This is a genomic window from Pseudomonas sp. GD03842 (genome assembly GCF_029841165.1).
GTDB lineage: Bacteria > Pseudomonadota > Gammaproteobacteria > Pseudomonadales > Pseudomonadaceae > Aquipseudomonas.
Genome location: NZ_JAOCEA010000010.1, coordinates 96,923 through 110,973 on the forward strand (window position 1 = coordinate 96,923; position 14,051 = coordinate 110,973).

The 14,051-nt window shown below is 62.6% G+C and carries 13 protein-coding genes; 8 read left to right on the top strand and 5 right to left on the bottom strand.

What is annotated here, in order from left to right:
• Nucleotides 1-32: 32 nt before the first annotated feature.
• Together N5D61_RS15620 and N5D61_RS15625 are read right to left on the bottom strand one after the other, a co-directional pair.
• Nucleotides 33-794: an anti-sigma factor gene (locus N5D61_RS15620; RefSeq protein WP_279893449.1), complete on the bottom strand. Its 762-nt coding sequence runs from the start codon at nucleotides 792-794 to the stop codon at nucleotides 33-35.
• On the bottom strand, nucleotides 791-1,303 hold the full coding sequence (locus N5D61_RS15625) for a sigma-70 family RNA polymerase sigma factor (RefSeq protein WP_108240372.1): 513 nt from the start codon (nucleotides 1,301-1,303) through the stop codon (nucleotides 791-793). Before N5D61_RS15625 ends, N5D61_RS15620 begins: the two co-directional genes overlap by 4 nt.
• 163 nt (nucleotides 1,304-1,466) lie before the next feature.
• Here N5D61_RS15625 and N5D61_RS15630 point away from each other — a divergent pair, with 163 nt between their 5' ends.
• The 5 genes from N5D61_RS15630 (at nucleotide 1,467) to N5D61_RS15650 (ending at nucleotide 6,093) form a co-directional block, all read left to right on the top strand.
• Nucleotides 1,467-2,552 carry a catalase family peroxidase gene (locus tag N5D61_RS15630; protein ID WP_279893450.1) on the top strand — a complete coding sequence of 362 codons (1,086 nt, stop codon included), beginning with the start codon at nucleotides 1,467-1,469 and terminating at the stop codon, nucleotides 2,550-2,552.
• Nucleotides 2,549-3,103, top strand: coding sequence for a cytochrome b (locus tag N5D61_RS15635; protein WP_279893451.1), 555 nt, complete (start codon nucleotides 2,549-2,551; stop codon nucleotides 3,101-3,103). The genes N5D61_RS15630 and N5D61_RS15635 overlap by 4 nt, the downstream gene beginning before the upstream one ends.
• Nucleotides 3,104-3,236: 133 nt before the next feature.
• Complete coding sequence (locus N5D61_RS15640; RefSeq protein WP_279893452.1) at nucleotides 3,237-4,004, top strand: 3-hydroxyacyl-CoA dehydrogenase; 768 nt, start codon at nucleotides 3,237-3,239, stop codon at nucleotides 4,002-4,004.
• 16 nt (nucleotides 4,005-4,020) lie between these two features.
• Complete coding sequence (locus N5D61_RS15645) at nucleotides 4,021-5,229, top strand: acetyl-CoA C-acyltransferase (protein ID WP_279893453.1); 1,209 nt, start codon at nucleotides 4,021-4,023, stop codon at nucleotides 5,227-5,229.
• Between the two features lie 90 nt (nucleotides 5,230-5,319).
• Nucleotides 5,320-6,093: an enoyl-CoA hydratase gene (locus N5D61_RS15650; RefSeq protein WP_279893454.1), complete on the top strand. Its 774-nt coding sequence runs from the start codon at nucleotides 5,320-5,322 to the stop codon at nucleotides 6,091-6,093.
• Here N5D61_RS15650 and tssI read toward each other — a convergent pair.
• Entirely contained in the window at nucleotides 6,080-7,621 is a 1,542-nt protein-coding gene (tssI, locus tag N5D61_RS15655; protein ID WP_279893455.1) for a type VI secretion system tip protein TssI/VgrG, read from the bottom strand. The two genes, N5D61_RS15650 and tssI, sit on opposite strands and share 14 nt — an antisense overlap.
• Nucleotides 7,622-7,959: 338 nt before the next feature.
• On the opposite strand from tssI, the gene N5D61_RS15660 reads away from it, so the two are divergent.
• Entirely contained in the window at nucleotides 7,960-8,664 is a 705-nt protein-coding gene (locus N5D61_RS15660; RefSeq protein ID WP_108240365.1) for a YebC/PmpR family DNA-binding transcriptional regulator, read from the top strand.
• A gap of 180 nt (nucleotides 8,665-8,844) precedes the next feature.
• Here N5D61_RS15660 and N5D61_RS15665 read toward each other — a convergent pair whose 3' ends face one another.
• Both N5D61_RS15665 and N5D61_RS15670 read right to left on the bottom strand, forming a co-directional pair.
• On the bottom strand, nucleotides 8,845-10,128 hold the full coding sequence (locus N5D61_RS15665) for a leucine-rich repeat-containing protein kinase family protein (protein ID WP_279893456.1): 1,284 nt from the start codon (nucleotides 10,126-10,128) through the stop codon (nucleotides 8,845-8,847).
• A gap of 55 nt (nucleotides 10,129-10,183) precedes the next feature.
• Nucleotides 10,184-10,732: a TetR/AcrR family transcriptional regulator gene (locus N5D61_RS15670; RefSeq protein ID WP_108240363.1), complete on the bottom strand. Its 549-nt coding sequence runs from the start codon at nucleotides 10,730-10,732 to the stop codon at nucleotides 10,184-10,186.
• Between the two features lie 133 nt (nucleotides 10,733-10,865).
• Here N5D61_RS15670 and N5D61_RS15675 point away from each other — a divergent pair, with 133 nt between their 5' ends.
• Nucleotides 10,866-12,044 carry an MFS transporter gene (locus tag N5D61_RS15675; RefSeq protein WP_279893535.1) on the top strand — a complete coding sequence of 393 codons (1,179 nt, stop codon included), beginning with the start codon at nucleotides 10,866-10,868 and terminating at the stop codon, nucleotides 12,042-12,044.
• Nucleotides 12,045-12,127: 83 nt separating this feature from the next.
• On the top strand, nucleotides 12,128-14,038 hold the full coding sequence (locus tag N5D61_RS15680; protein WP_279893457.1) for a propionyl-CoA synthetase: 1,911 nt from the start codon (nucleotides 12,128-12,130) through the stop codon (nucleotides 14,036-14,038).
• Nucleotides 14,039-14,051 lie beyond the last annotated feature (13 nt).

Sequence of the window (14,051 nt, forward strand, 5' to 3'; positions counted from 1 at the left end):
GAACGGCGACCAGGCGGCGGAACGGTCTTCGGTCAGATGGAATGCTTTTTCAGCGCGTGTCGCGCGGCCTGGGCAGCCGGGTCGTCGGCCGGGCCGACCATGGCGTAGTTGTAGCCCGCCGCGGACCAGTAATCTGCCTGCAGCTCGCCGTCCCGACGGGATCCAGGCGAGAGCAGGCGATAACGTTCGCCAGGCGGGCGGATGTAAAAGCTCAACGTGCGGCCTTGTGCGTCTTTGTACACCACCATCGCGGCGGCGCCCTGTTCGGTGCTGGTCAGGCGTCCGCTGACCGGTTTGAAACCTGCTGATTGAAGATCCGGCAGGCGGCTGGCCTGAGCGAAATGGTCGTCCAGCCAGACTTGCACGTCACTCGCCTTGGCCGGGTTCCAGTCGGAGGCGACGGCACCGCCCACCGCGAACATGCGATACGCCTGGACGGCATCGGCCATGGGCAGCGCAGCGCTATTGAAGGTCATCTCCCGTGCTTGCCAGCCGCTGATACCGCCGATGCTCACAGCCATCAGCAGCACCGCTGCGGTTGCGAGATGCCGGGTGCGGTTACGGCGCATGCGCTGGCGAATCAAGGTCGGGTCCAGTGCGGGGTTGTGCGGGCGATGCAAGTCGCCGCTCAGGGCCGCACGCAGGCTTTGTGCATCCCGTTGCCAGGCCATCACCTGCTCGGCCAATTCAGGATGAGCAGCCAGGTAGGTGTCCAGTGTCTGTCGATCGGCCTCGTTGAGCAGGCCGTCGACGTAAGCGTGCAGGTCGCGTTCGGAGGGGGGCAGGGTGATCATTTCAGTATCCGCAGGGCAGGGGTGGTGATTTCGCCTTCGCTAAGCAGGCGCAAAGCCTGGCGCGCGCGGGACAGGCGCGACATGACGGTGCCCACCGGGACACCGAGAATTTCGGCCACTTGGTTGTAACTCAAGCCTTCGACCGACACCCAGAGTAACAGCGCCCGCTGCTCGGTGTTGAGACGCTCGAAGGCCTGCAGCGTGGTCTGTGCCACGACCGTGCGCTCCACGGACGGCTCGAATGGCTCCTCTTTGCCCCCGGTGAATAACTCGAGCATACGGCTGTAGCGACGCGAGCGCCGATGGGCGTCGAGAAATTGCCTATAAAGAATGGAGAACAGCCAGGCGCGCAGATCGCCTTCAGGCCGTTTGCTGTCCCAGGCAGACAGCGCTTTTTCAAGGCTCGACTGCACCAAGTCGTCGGCGCTGCTGGCGTCGCGGGTCAGTGACACCGCGAAGCGGCGCAGCCGAGGCAAGAGCAGGCGCAGTTGATCGTCCACATCGTTCATCAGGAGATTCCCGGATCGCTCGGTTCGTATAGCTGACAGACGACGGCCGAAAAGAGATATTCCATCGCGAAAAAAATAAAGTGCGTTTGAAGGAATAACGCGGTGCGCCCAGCGTCTCACCGCGACATCCATTGATAGAGGCCGAAGGCCCGGAGTGTAACCGATGATTGACCGACAGCCGCCGCACCCCCGCAAGCCCCCGTTGAGCACCTCACAGAAATTCGTTCGTCTGGCCGGTATCGGGCTGGTGGTACTGGTGGTCGCCAGTGCGTTCGCCTATGTCAATGGCAGTCTCGATCCTCAACGCCTGACCCCGGCGCGCGTGGTGGACGTATTCGAGCATAACAACGGCATTCACCCCGGGTATCGCCGCAATCACCCCAAAGGGGTCTGCGTTGCAGGTTATTTTGAGAGCAACGGGGCGGCGTCCGCGCTGTCCCGCGCCGAAGTGTTCGCATCCGGCCGCACACCCGTGATCGGTCGCCTGGCATTGCCTACGGGTAATCCTTATTCACCCGACAGCGCGGCACCCATTCGCAGTTTCGCGGTGCAGTTCACTCAACCCAACGGCCAGCAGTGGCGCAGCGGGATGAACAGCATGCCCGTCTTTCCGGTGGGCACGCCGCAGGCGTTCATCGATCTGCAGAAGGCGACCGCGCCGGATCCGAAGACGGGCAAGCCCGATCCAGCCAAACCCGCCGCGTTCTTTGCCGCCCACCCCGAGGCCCAGCCTTTTCTGGCCTGGGTCAAGACGGCCAAGCCGTCCGCCAGTTTCGTGACCGAGACCTATAACAGCGTCAATGCGTTCGAACTGCTGGACAAGGCCGGCAAGCGTCAGGCCGTGCGCTGGAGCCTGGTCCCGCACGCGAAAGGGGATGCCCCCGCCCCGGACGCCAAGGATTACCTGGAGCAAGACTTGACTGAAAGGCTCGCCAGCGGCCCTCAGCGCTGGGATCTGGTCCTGACGCTGGCCAACCCGCAGGACCCGACCGGCGATGCGTCGAAAAGCTGGCCAGGCGAGCACAAGACCGTGAATGCCGGCACGTTGGTGGTCGAACGCGACAGCGCGCAACTCACTGGCGACTGCCGCGACATCAACTATGACCCGCTGATCCTGCCCGATGGCATCGAAGGGTCGGATGACCCATTGCTTGCCGCGCGGTCTGCGGCCTACGCGGCCTCCTACATGCGGCGCACCGGAGAAGTCGACCAGTTATCAGCCACCCCTACCCAGGAGAAACAGCCATGAGCACGCCCACTTCGCACTTCGCGCCGCTGGCCCGCCTGCTGCATTGGCTGATGGCGTTGATGATCATTGCCATGTTGTTCATCGGCGCCGGCATGGTGGCGTCGGTGTCAGAACGGCACGAGTGGTTGTTGAACATTCACAAGCCGCTGGGCATCGCGATATTGCTTCTGGCGGTCGTGCGCCTGGTGGTGCGCTTCAGCACCCGGCAGCCGCCGTTGCCCGAGGACCTTCCCGCGGTGCAAGTGTTGGCGGCCAAGCTCTCGCATTACCTGCTTTACGCATTGATGCTGGGAATGCCGTTGATTGGTTGGGCGATGATTTCCGCGGCGGGCGATCCCGTCATGCTGGGGCACTCGCTCCGGTTGCCGTCGATCGTCCCGACGCATGCGGAAACCTTCGCCTGGCTGCGCGCCGCCCACCGCTACCTCGCATACCTGCTGTTCCTCACGGTGCTGGCGCACCTCGCCGCCGCTTTGTTTCATGGTTGGGTGCGCCGCGACGACGTGCTGGAGAGCATGCTCAAAGGCCAGCCACGGGACAGAGGGCTGTAGCGGACCATCGCGTCGCGCTTCGCGGGGTGGCTAAAACCGTCACCCCCGCTGCGCGCTTTGACTATTGCCCATCCTGCCGACTGGGCGGAGTATTTCCTCACTCCAATAAGAAATGGGTAAGGAACACACCGTCATGCAGATCCAAGGCAAGGTCTTTCTGGTCAGTGGTGGGGCGTCCGGGCTGGGCGCAGCGACGGCGGACATGTTGGTCGCTGCGGGGGCCAATGTTCTATTGGTCGATGTCAATGCCGAGGCGCTTGAGACGCAACGGGCCAAGCTCGGCCCGGCTGCCCGAGCCAGTGTCGCCGACATCACTGATCCTGAAGCCACTCAGGCGGCGGTCGAGGATGCGCTGACTGCGTTCGGTCAGTTGCATGGGCTGGTCAATTGCGCAGGTATCGTCGGCGCCGAGAAGATTGTGGGTAAGGAGGGGCCTCACCGACTGGACAGTTTCAGTCGTGTGATCAACGTCAACCTGATCGGCAGTTTCAATCTGTTGCGCCTGGCTGCCGTGGCCATGGCCGAAAGCACGCCCGAAGAAGGCGGCGAGCGCGGTGTCATCATCAACACGGCTTCGGTGGCCGCTTTCGACGGGCAGATCGGCCAGGCCGCCTACGCCGCCTCGAAGGGGGCGATCGCCAGCCTGACCTTGCCGGCGGCCCGCGAACTGGCCCGCTGGGGGATACGGGTGATGACCATCGCTCCTGGCATTTTCGAAACCCCCATGATGGCCGGGATGACCCCACAAGTGCGTGAAGCCCTGTCAGCAGGCGTTCCGTTCCCGCAACGGTTGGGCAGACCGGACGAATACGCTGCGCTGGTTCGCCATATCATCGAAAACAGCATGCTCAATGGCGAAGTGATTCGACTTGACGGCGCGTTGCGCATGGCTGCCCGCTAACCGAGGAGGTCGCACCATGTCATTCCAGCCACGTGATGCTTTCCATGGCGATCCGGTCGTGATCGTCAGCGCCGTCCGCACCCCCATGGGCGGCTTTCAGGGTGAGTTGAAAAGCCTGACCGCCCCGCAATTGGGGGCAGCCGCCATTCGTGCCGCCGTGGAGCGGGCAAGACTGACCTCTACGGATGTTGATCAGGTCCTGTTCGGCTGCGTCTTGTCCGCCGGGCTCGGTCAGGCCCCGGCGCGCCAGGCGGCGTTGGGCGCAGGCCTCAGCGACGCCACGCAATGCATCACCCTGAACAAAATGTGCGGCTCGGGTATGCAGGCGGCGATCCTGGCCCACGACCTGTTGCTGGCCGGGAGCGCCGACGTCGTCATCGCCGGCGGAATGGAAAGCATGTCCAACGCACCCTATTTGCTCGAAAAAGCCCGCAGCGGCTACCGCATGGGACATGGCCAGCTCATCGACCACATGTTCTTCGACGGGCTCGAGGATGCCTACGAGGGCGGGCGGTTGATGGGCACCTTCGCCGAAGCGTGCGCCGCGCTCGAAGGCCTCAGCCGGGAAGCGCAGGATGCATTTGCCATCGCCTCGTTGACCCGTGCGCAAGCGGCGATCAACGAAGGTCGTTTCGCCGACGAAATCGTGCCGCTGCACATTACGACAGGACGAGAGCTGAAAATCGTCAGCCAGGACGAGCAGCCGCCAAAGGCGCGGTTGGAGAAGATCCCTGTGCTGAAACCGGCCTTTCGTGAGGGCGGTACGGTGACCGCCGCCAACGCCAGTTCGATCTCCGACGGCGCCGCAGCCCTGACACTCATGCGCCGTTCCGAGGCCGAGCGGCGCGGGCTCGAACCGCTGGCGGTGGTAAGGGGGCATGCGGGCTATGCCAGCCAGCCTGGATTGTTTCCAACGGCCCCCATCGGGGCGATTGAAAAGCTCATGACCCGCACGGGCTGGTCGCTGGAAGACGTGGATCTGTTCGAAATCAATGAGGCGTTCGCGGTGGTCGCGTTGGTTGCGATGAGCACGCTTGGATTGCCCCATGAAAAGGTCAACGTCAATGGCGGCGCTTGTGCGCTGGGCCACCCCATTGGGGCTTCGGGGGCGAGGATTCTGGTGACCTTGTTATCGGCGCTCAGGCAGAAGGGCCTGAAGCGTGGGGTGGCCGCGATTTGCATTGGCGGCGGAGAAGCCACCGCGATGGCGATCGAGACCCTTTAGCTAGCTGAATCAATGGTTTAGGAGGCGTTATTCAAGGCATTTCACCTGAGTGCCCAGAATTCAAATAGATAGAATAAAGGAATACTTTCAATGAGTTACACGACAATCCTCAACGAAGTTAAAGGTCGCGTTGCGCTGATCACCCTCAACCGTCCGGATGCGTTGAACGCGCTGAACTCGGTACTGATTCGCGAGCTCAATCACGCGCTCGACGCCTTGGAGCAGGACCCGCAGATTGGTTGCATCGTGCTGACAGGCTCTTCCAAAGCGTTCGCAGCAGGTGCCGATATCAAAGAAATGGCCGAGCTGAATTACCCGCAGATCTACCTCGATGACCTGTTCAGCGACAGTGACCGAGTCGCCAGCCGACGTAAACCGATGATCGCCGCCGTTTCAGGCTTCGCCCTGGGCGGCGGCTGCGAACTGGCGCTGATGTGCGATTTCATTCTTGCGGCCGATTCTGCGCGCTTCGGGCAGCCGGAAATCAAGCTTGGCGTTCTGCCGGGCATGGGCGGCACCCAGCGCTTGACCCGCGCGGTGGGCAAGGCCAAGGCCATGGAAATGTGCCTGACGGGACGCATGATCGACGCGCAGGAGGCAGAGCGCTCGGGGCTTGTCGCACGTATCGTCCCGCAGGCGCAGTTACTTGAAGAGGCGCTGAAGGTGGCCGAAAGCATAGCGGCCAAATCGCTACCGGTCGCCATGATGGTCAAGGAGAGCGTCAATCGCGCTTTCGAGGTCGGTCTGGCGGAAGGGATTCGCTTCGAGCGCCGTGTCTTTCATGCCGCCTTCGCCAGCGAAGATCAAAAGGAGGGTATGGCCGCGTTCATCGAAAAACGTGAACCCCGGTTCAAACATCGCTGAAATCGAGCGGCGCGTCCTGGGTGGGCAGCGCGTGGGGGAGGTAGCGGATTTCCTCGTCGTGCACTTCGAGCGTGGCGCGCGCACCCGTCAGCCTCAAGGGGTTCAGGCTCTCGAATTGCAGAGGTGTCGGGAGGTCGGGGCGCGGGTCGTGGCGACCCTGCTGCGTTGGTAGATTCTCATAAACACCGCAAATGACCGGTTGGTCAGGGTCGCCGTCGAAAAAACCGACCTTCAGGCAGGCGCTTTCATGGTGAGTTCCGAGTTCGCTGGTGACGCGTGCCCCTCCGCCTGGCGGGGCTTCTTCGTCCTCCCAGTCGAAGCGGATGGGAATGCGGCCCGTACGGTCGGCCGGGCCGGCCAGGCGCCTGGCTTTTTCCCAACCGGTGCTCCGAGGTTTGGGGTGCCGCAGTGGAGGACGAAACGGCATCGACCAGGGAATGACCTGAAAATGGTTTTCATAGTGCTCGGTCGGCGGCCTGCCGTCATCGGGCGCAGGGGCAAGCAGGCGCGCCACGCCACCCGGGTTCGCGTCGTGACATGCTATCGCCTGTAGTATCTGAATGACGTCGCCTGCCCTGCAGTTACGCAACGGGTTCAACTGCCAGGCGGTGTGCCTGACTTCCGTCGGCAACCAATGGTCGTTGAAGCGCGGCTCCGGTTGGTCTTCGATCCGCATGATCTGCCCGCAGCGTAACCATGGCTGAGTGCTGCGCCCAACGATGTCTTGCCGCTCGCAACGCAGCCGCTCCAATGCTCGGCGCTGTGTCTGCGCACATCGCGCAGCGCCAGCCTCTTCGCCGTAGGCGATCCACAGCGCCTGGTTGTCGGCAAAGGCGTCGTGAACCAAGGCTGAGGTAGGAGGCACGTAATGCTCCCCCGAATGACTGCTGTAGCAATGCCGTGCCGACAGTCGTTCGCTGAGGTGGTCGACCGAAGCTGCACGGGGCCACTCCGAAAAGCTCATGGGGTCGTCGGAGAACACCAGTGCATGGCTGTGCGGGGCGTGCTCGAAGCGGAAGGTGATGCCTTCCTCCTCGCACAGTCGACTGATGAAATGCAGATCGTTCTCTTCGTATTGCGTGCATTGCGCACGCGGCGGATAGGTGCCGACCATCCGGTCGAAGCATACGTTGCAGTCGAGCAAAGCGTAGCGCTGCAGGACCTGATGGAGGATATCGAGCACGCTCATCCCGTGATAGGTGCGTTTGTGGCGTGCACCGTCGAGCTGTTGCAGGGCGGGCACCAAGGTCAACCGATAAAGGTTGGCGTCCTGACCGAAATAAAGAGGCGTGAGGGCGTGTACCCGGCCATGAATGCCGTGGAGCGTGTCTCCCGTGTTGCCCATGCTCAGGTAAGCACTGCGATGCAGCATCGAGGCCTGTGCCAGAGGACGCTCCGGGCTGATGAGGTCGATCTCGAATCGGAAGGGCGCATTCAAACGCTCGTGGCCGTTGACCCCGATGACGTGGAAATTCTGCTGGCTGTCGGCGATGACCAAGGTCAACGTCAGGTGCGAGTTTTCGCGCATTTACGGAATCACCCTGAAAATTCAAGGTGCAGAGGGTACGGAAACCGGCAGGATAAAAGTTTAACTTCTTAATTTTCGGAAACTGCCTACAGATCCGATCTATCTATTCCGGGTGTTGAGTTGGCACTTTCCTAGAAACTTAACGTAGACAGTTTGATCGGCAGTCGCCTGTCAGGGGTTTCATCTGCCGCCATCGCGTATAAAATGCGGCGGGCGCCATGACTCAGCCATGGCGCATCGTTATCGATCACCTTTTTTCAGCATGACCTTCTCCCGCCCGGCACCCCACACCGAGGCGTGGGTTGAAGGTCAATCGCCATCGGAACAAGAGAGCAATCATGGGCGCACAGTGGAAGGTCAAACACAAAGAAGCAGCAGCCAACGCCAAAGGCAAGATTTTCGGCAAGCTGTCCAAGGAAATCATGATCGCCGCTCGCGCCGGTGCCGACCCGGACATGAACGCTCGCCTGCGCCTGGTGGTCGAGCAGGCCAAAAAGGCCTCCATGCCCCGTGACACGCTGGAGCGTGCGATCAAGAAGGGCGCAGGTCTGCTCGGCGATCAGGTTCAGTTCGAGAAACTGACCTACGAAGGTTTTGCGCCCCATCAGGTTCCGGTCATCGTCGAATGCCTGACCGACAACGTCAACCGCACCGTCGCCGAAATCCGCGTGTTGTTCCGCAAAGGTCAACTGGGAGCCGCAGGCTCGGTGTCCTGGGATTTCGATCACCTGGGCATGATCGAGGCCGTCGCGGCGAACCCCGACGTCGACCCCGACGAAGCGGCGATCGAAGCGGGTGCTCAGGACGTCGAAGCCGGCGATGAAGGCGTGACCCTGTTCTACACCGAAACCACCGACCTGGATGCAGTGTGCAAGGCACTGCCAGAGCAGGGGTTCACCGTCGAAGCGGCGAAGATCGGTTACCGCCCGAAGAACCCGGTCTCCGGGCTGAGCGATGAGCAGATGGCCGAGGTCGAAGCATTTCTGGAAGCCATCGACGGTCACGACGACGTGCAAAACGTGTATGTCGGGCTGGCAGGCTGAGGGTTTGGCTCAGGGCCTGATGGGGCCATGCCCCTGAGGGCCGGGTGGCGACGGATCGATACACGTCGCAGTTCCGTTATCGGTGGCGGGCATGCCGCGAGGTTTCGCCTCGCGGGCCATGGGATCAAGCCCGGCCTCCCGTACCGGGGCTTCTTCCTGCTTGGAGCGGCTGATGCAGCGTCAAATCGCCAGTCGCCGCTCCACCTCATCGAACCCTGGGCGGCCGCCGACGTCCGCTTGCGTGCAGTGCGCCTGCAGCGCACGAAGGCTGGCGGTGTCGGGCCGATGACCGTCGCAGAGCGCCAACAACTCCCCCAAAAGAATCCCGAACGCCTGCACCTCAATGCGCTGCAGCAAAAAACCGGTGTCTGCGTCCGGGTAGAATGCGGCCGCTCCGAAATCGCCCAGTAGGCTGTCGCCTGGCTCGGCCCATAGGACGTTGTGCGCGTAGAGGTCGCCGTGGTTGATGCCGCGGCCGTGCAGGTGGGCGCACGCCGATGCGATGCCGTGGGCAATGCGTTGCACGGTGGAGGGGCTCAACCGAATGTCTTCGTACACATCCCGAGTGCACGTCGCCAGGCTCGGCGGCCGGGCGAGGGTGGCGAATCGGGTGGCAATCAATCGCATCACCAGCGCTTGAGTGTGCTCCGGATGATCCAGCACTTGCCCTTCAACGGGGATCAGGTTCGGGTGCTGACCGGCTGCGATGCAGGCCGCCATTTCGTTCAGGGGCGTGCCATCGCTCGTGAGCTGACCTTTGTAGAGCTTGACTGCAACGTTCTGCAGGCTGTTGTCGCGGCGCCACTCAGCCTGCTGGATCACCCCGGACGCACCTTCGCCCAGCACCTGCTGCAGGCTCAACTCTGCCCACGGAATCTGCCGAATGGGCGTGTCCTGATGGATGTCCGTCAGCGGATTACCAGAGAACGCCAGCCAGGCCAGCGAAGGCATTCGCAGAAGCCAGGCCGGCAATTGCCGAAAGCGATTGGAGGCGATGCGGACCAGTTCCAAGTGCTGACATGCCACCAGCGATTCGGGAAGCTCCTGCAAACGATTGCCCGCGAGCATCAGCTTCTGCAGCGCCGGGAATTGCCCCAATTCGTCGGGCAGTGAAGCAAGGCAATTGTCGGTGAGCACCAGCGAGCGCAGCCGTGGCGGCAGTGCCCGCGGGGAGACCGTGGCAATCCGGCAGGATTTGAACCCGACGAAGAACAGTTCCGGGCACTGGCCCAGCGCCTCGGGCAGTTCGGTGAAGGGATTATTGGAACAGAACAGCACTTTCAAGTGCTGAAGACGATGCAGGTCGGCCGGCAGTTCAGTGAGGCGGTTGCCCGTCAGGTTCAACACTTCCAGCGAGTCGCTGAGGCTGAAGATCTCGTCGGGGAAAGTGGTGAGGTCGCAACTGAGGTCCAGCCGTTTACTGCCTGCCAGCTTGCCAGCGCGCAGGTCTGCAAGAGTGTGCATAGAAAAACCCGGTGTTCGTTGGCCCGCCATCATAGCGGCTTGGCGAGCGTCGCGCTCAACCGAGACAACGATCCAGCAACTGGTGCACCCGCTCCAGGGAAGGCGCTGACTCGGCGTACAGAATGCGATAGACCATGGGGGCGACCACCGCGTCGATCAGCTCATCGGCAGACGGGCTGCGTTCACCCCGCGCCTGCGCTCGATCGATGATGATCTGCAACTGGTCCCGCACGATATTGAGGCATTTGCCGGAGCACAGGGTCGCGCTGCTGGCGACCACGTCGCGCATCATTTCTCGGCCAGGCGCCGAGTTGGTTTCTTCCAGGTAAACCTCCACCCAAGTGCGCAAGTCGTCGCGAAGGTTGCCACAATCGACAGGTTCGTCCGGTCGCAAGCGTTCCACCGCGGCGTCGGCCAGCAGCGAGGTCAGGTCGCCCCAGCGCCGGTAGATGGTGGAAGGCGTGACGCCTGCCCGGGCGGCGATCATCGGCACGCTGAGGGCCGAGCGCTCCTGTTCCTGCAGCAAATCGCGCACGGCAGCATGGATCGATGTTTGCACCCGGGCACTGCGTCCCCCGGTGCGAATGCCTTCTTTGATAGCCATTGGCGCGGACCTTAACACAAAATGTTTGCTTTAAGCGGGTTCTGCTCGCACACTCTTAACGCAAATTAATAGCTTTTGTGGCGTGCTTTTTCGGGAGAGTTTACGCGTGTCTGACTATTTGCAGAACCCATCAGTGGATGGCCGCCGTCGAGGCCACTTGGTTTACTTCGCGTTGGTGATGCTGTGTTTCTTTGCCGCCTCCAGCGCACCGACCCCGCTTTATCACCTGTATCAACAGGCCTGGGGGTTTTCTGCTGCTTCGTTGACGCTGATTTTCGCGGTCTACGCCTTGAGCCTGCTGGCCACATTATTGGTGTTCGGCTCACTCTCGGATTACCTGGGCCGGCGGCCTGTCATCCTTGCCTCGTTGCTGCTGGAGATCCTTTCGCTCCTGTTGTTCATCGGTGCCCGCGACATGAGCTGGTTGATCGCTGCCCGGGTGCTGCAAGGCGTCGCCACGGGGATCGCCACCAGCGCGCTGGGCGCTGCGATGCTCGACACCTCTCAGGCCCAGGGCCCCTTGATCAACAGCATTGCCCCGATGTTCGGTATGGCACTCGGCGCCTTGGGCACCAGTGCCCTGGTCCAGTACGCACCGCTGCCGATGATGCTGGCTTACGCGCTGCTGCTGGCAGCGTTTGCCGGTCAGTTGCTGTACCTGTGGCGCGTAGAGGAAACGGTCACCCCGCAATCCGGCGTGCTGAAAACCCTCAAGCCCGCGCTGTCCGTGCCACCGCGTGCGCGTTCCACGCTGATGCTGGTGCTTCCGGCGGACATCGCCGCCTGGGCGCTGGGAGGGTTTTTCCTGTCACTCGCGCCTTCGCTGATCGCCGCTGCCACTGGATCGACTTCGGTGCTCAACGGCGGTCTGGCGGTGGCAGCGTTGACCATCAGCGGTGCCATTTCGATCATCAACCTGCGCTTGCGTGCGCCCCGCCTGGCGCTGCTGGTTGGCTGCAGCTTTCTCGCGGCCGGCGTTTGCGTGGTGCTGGTGGCGGTCGATCTGGGCTGGTTGTGGTTGTTTTTCTGCGGTGTGGTGGTCGCCGGTGTCGGCTTCGGCGCGAGCTTTCTGGGGGCGTTGCGCTTGTTGCTGCCGCTGGCGCAACCCCACGAGCGTGCTGGCCTGATGTCGGCTTTTCTGGTGCTCAGTTACCTGGCCTTCTGTGTGCCGTCGTTGATTGCCGGCTTGGCGGTGAAGACCGAGGGCTTGATTGCCACTGCCAATGTCTACGGGGGTGTGCTGGTGCTGCTGGCGTTGCTGGCGCTGGGCGGTTTGCTGAGGCGTGGTCATCAGGAAACCGCCCCCACCTGACCCGACGTGGCACCCCCATCGGCTTCTGCTAATTTCATTCCTGTGTTGTCGCCCTTCATAACAACAAGCACAGGGACCCACGGATGAACGACCGAAACAGCGGAGATTACGCCGAGCACTATCAGCGTTCCATCGCCGAGCCAGCAGCCTACTGGGCCGAACAGGCGCGGCAGGTGGCCTGGTTCCGCTTACCGCAGCAGGTTTTACAGGTTCTGCCCGATGGCACCCACCGTTGGTTCGCTGACGGTGAACTCAACACCTGCCATCTCGCGCTGGATCATCAGATCGAACAGGGGCGAGGCGAACAGCTGGCGTTGATCCATGACTCGCCTGTGACCGGCCAGCAGGCCCGTTTCACGTTCCGCGAGTTGCGCGACGAGGTGGCGCGCTTGGCCCGGCTGTTGCGCGCGCTGGGCGTGGAGAAGGGCGATGGCGTCATCATTTACATGCCGATGATCCCCCAGGCCGCCATGGCCATGCTGGCCTGCGCGAGAATCGGCGCCGTGCATTCGGTGGTGTTCGGCGGTTTCGCCCCCCATGAGCTGGCGATACGCATCGACGATTTGAAACCCAGGCTGGTGATGACGGCGTCCTGTGGGCTGGAGTTCGACCGGGTCATCCCGTATCAGCCCTTGGTGGACAAGGCACTGGAATTGGCCCGGTTTGCTCCCGATCAGGTCTTGCTCTGGCAGCGACCCCAGCATCGGGCGCCGTTGAAGGCAGGACGCGATCTGGACTGGCAGGACGCGCTCGCGGGTGTCGAGTCGGTGGCGCCGGTGCCGGTGTCGAGCCTTGACCCGCTGTACATCCTCTACACCTCGGGCACCACGGGCAAACCCAAGGGCATTGTCCGAGAGAATGGCGGCCATGCGGTGGCCATGCGTTACACCATGAATCAGGTGTATGGCATGCAGGCGGGGGATGTCTGGTGGGGCATTTCCGATGTCGGCTGGGTGGTCGGGCACACGCTGATGGTGTACGGGCCATTGATGGCCGGTTGCACGACGGTCCTCTATGAGGGCAAGCCCATTCGAACACCTGACGCCGGCGCCTATTGGCGCGTGGTGGAGCAGTATGCCGTCAATGCGCTGTTCTGCGCGCCCACCGCGATGCGCGCGATCCGCAAGGAGGACCCGGAAGGTCGTCTGCTGCGAGGGCGTGACCTGAGCTCGCTGCGCCAGCTGTTTCTGGCGGGAGAAAAACTTGACTCCAGCACGCATGAATGGCTTGAGCGAATGACCGGCAAGCCGGTGCTCGACCACTGGTGGCAGACCGAAACGGGCTGGCCTGTAACGGCGCCCTGCATTGGCCTGGGAGGGCATGCGCCCGCGCCGGGATCGAGTAACCGCGCGGTGCCGGGCTATGCCGTTGAGGTGCGCAACGAGGACGGACAATCGCTCGGGCCAGGCGAGCAGGGCGCCATCGTGATTGCCTTGCCGTTGCCGCCAGGGTGCAGCCAGACCCTGTGGGGTGATCATGGCCGGTATGTGAGTGCCTACCTGCAGCCATTTCCCGGCTACTACAACACCGGTGACGGAGGCTACATCGATGAGCAGGGTTTCGTGCACATCATGGGCCGCACGGATGACGTCATCAATGTGGCTGGCCATCGCCTGTCCACCGGTGAAATGGAAGACCTGGTCGGGCAACACCCGGCCGTAGCCGAGAGTGCGGTAATCGGAGTGCATGACGACATCAAGGGTCAAGTCCCGTTGGCACTGGTGGTGCTCAAGGACGGCGGGCAGCAGGCTGTCGAAAGCGTTTGCCGCGAACTGGTCGCGTTGGTGCGGGATCGGATCGGTGCGCTCGCCTGTTTTGGGCGGGTGACCGTAGTCAAGCGGCTGCCCAAGACCCGCTCGGGCAAGACGCTGCGTGCGGTGTTGCGCAAGCTGGCAGACGGAGAAGCCTACGCGCCACCGGCCACGATCGATGACCCCGCCATTCTCGAAGAGATCGCACAGGCGTTGAAGGTGGGGGCCGTCTCAGAGGGCTGACCCAGCGTTCAAG

What these genes read in the sequence shown, in the direction of transcription:
- N5D61_RS15620 (WP_279893449.1), bottom strand. Translation starts at nt 794, where the DNA reads ATGATCACCCTGCCCCCCTCCGAACGCGACCTGCACGCTTACGTCGAC.
- N5D61_RS15625 (WP_108240372.1), bottom strand. Translation starts at nt 1,303, where the DNA reads ATGAACGATGTGGACGATCAACTGCGCCTGCTCTTGCCTCGGCTGCGC.
- N5D61_RS15680 (WP_279893457.1), top strand. Translation starts at nt 12,128, where the DNA reads ATGAACGACCGAAACAGCGGAGATTACGCCGAGCACTATCAGCGTTCC.
- tssI (WP_279893455.1), bottom strand. Translation starts at nt 7,621, where the DNA reads ATGCGCGAAAACTCGCACCTGACGTTGACCTTGGTCATCGCCGACAGC.
- N5D61_RS15665 (WP_279893456.1), bottom strand. Translation starts at nt 10,128, where the DNA reads ATGCACACTCTTGCAGACCTGCGCGCTGGCAAGCTGGCAGGCAGTAAA.
- N5D61_RS15630 (WP_279893450.1), top strand. Translation starts at nt 1,467, where the DNA reads ATGATTGACCGACAGCCGCCGCACCCCCGCAAGCCCCCGTTGAGCACC.
- N5D61_RS15645 (WP_279893453.1), top strand. Translation starts at nt 4,021, where the DNA reads ATGTCATTCCAGCCACGTGATGCTTTCCATGGCGATCCGGTCGTGATC.
- N5D61_RS15640 (WP_279893452.1), top strand. Translation starts at nt 3,237, where the DNA reads ATGCAGATCCAAGGCAAGGTCTTTCTGGTCAGTGGTGGGGCGTCCGGG.
- N5D61_RS15670 (WP_108240363.1), bottom strand. Translation starts at nt 10,732, where the DNA reads ATGGCTATCAAAGAAGGCATTCGCACCGGGGGACGCAGTGCCCGGGTG.
- N5D61_RS15660 (WP_108240365.1), top strand. Translation starts at nt 7,960, where the DNA reads ATGGGCGCACAGTGGAAGGTCAAACACAAAGAAGCAGCAGCCAACGCC.
- N5D61_RS15650 (WP_279893454.1), top strand. Translation starts at nt 5,320, where the DNA reads ATGAGTTACACGACAATCCTCAACGAAGTTAAAGGTCGCGTTGCGCTG.
- N5D61_RS15635 (WP_279893451.1), top strand. Translation starts at nt 2,549, where the DNA reads ATGAGCACGCCCACTTCGCACTTCGCGCCGCTGGCCCGCCTGCTGCAT.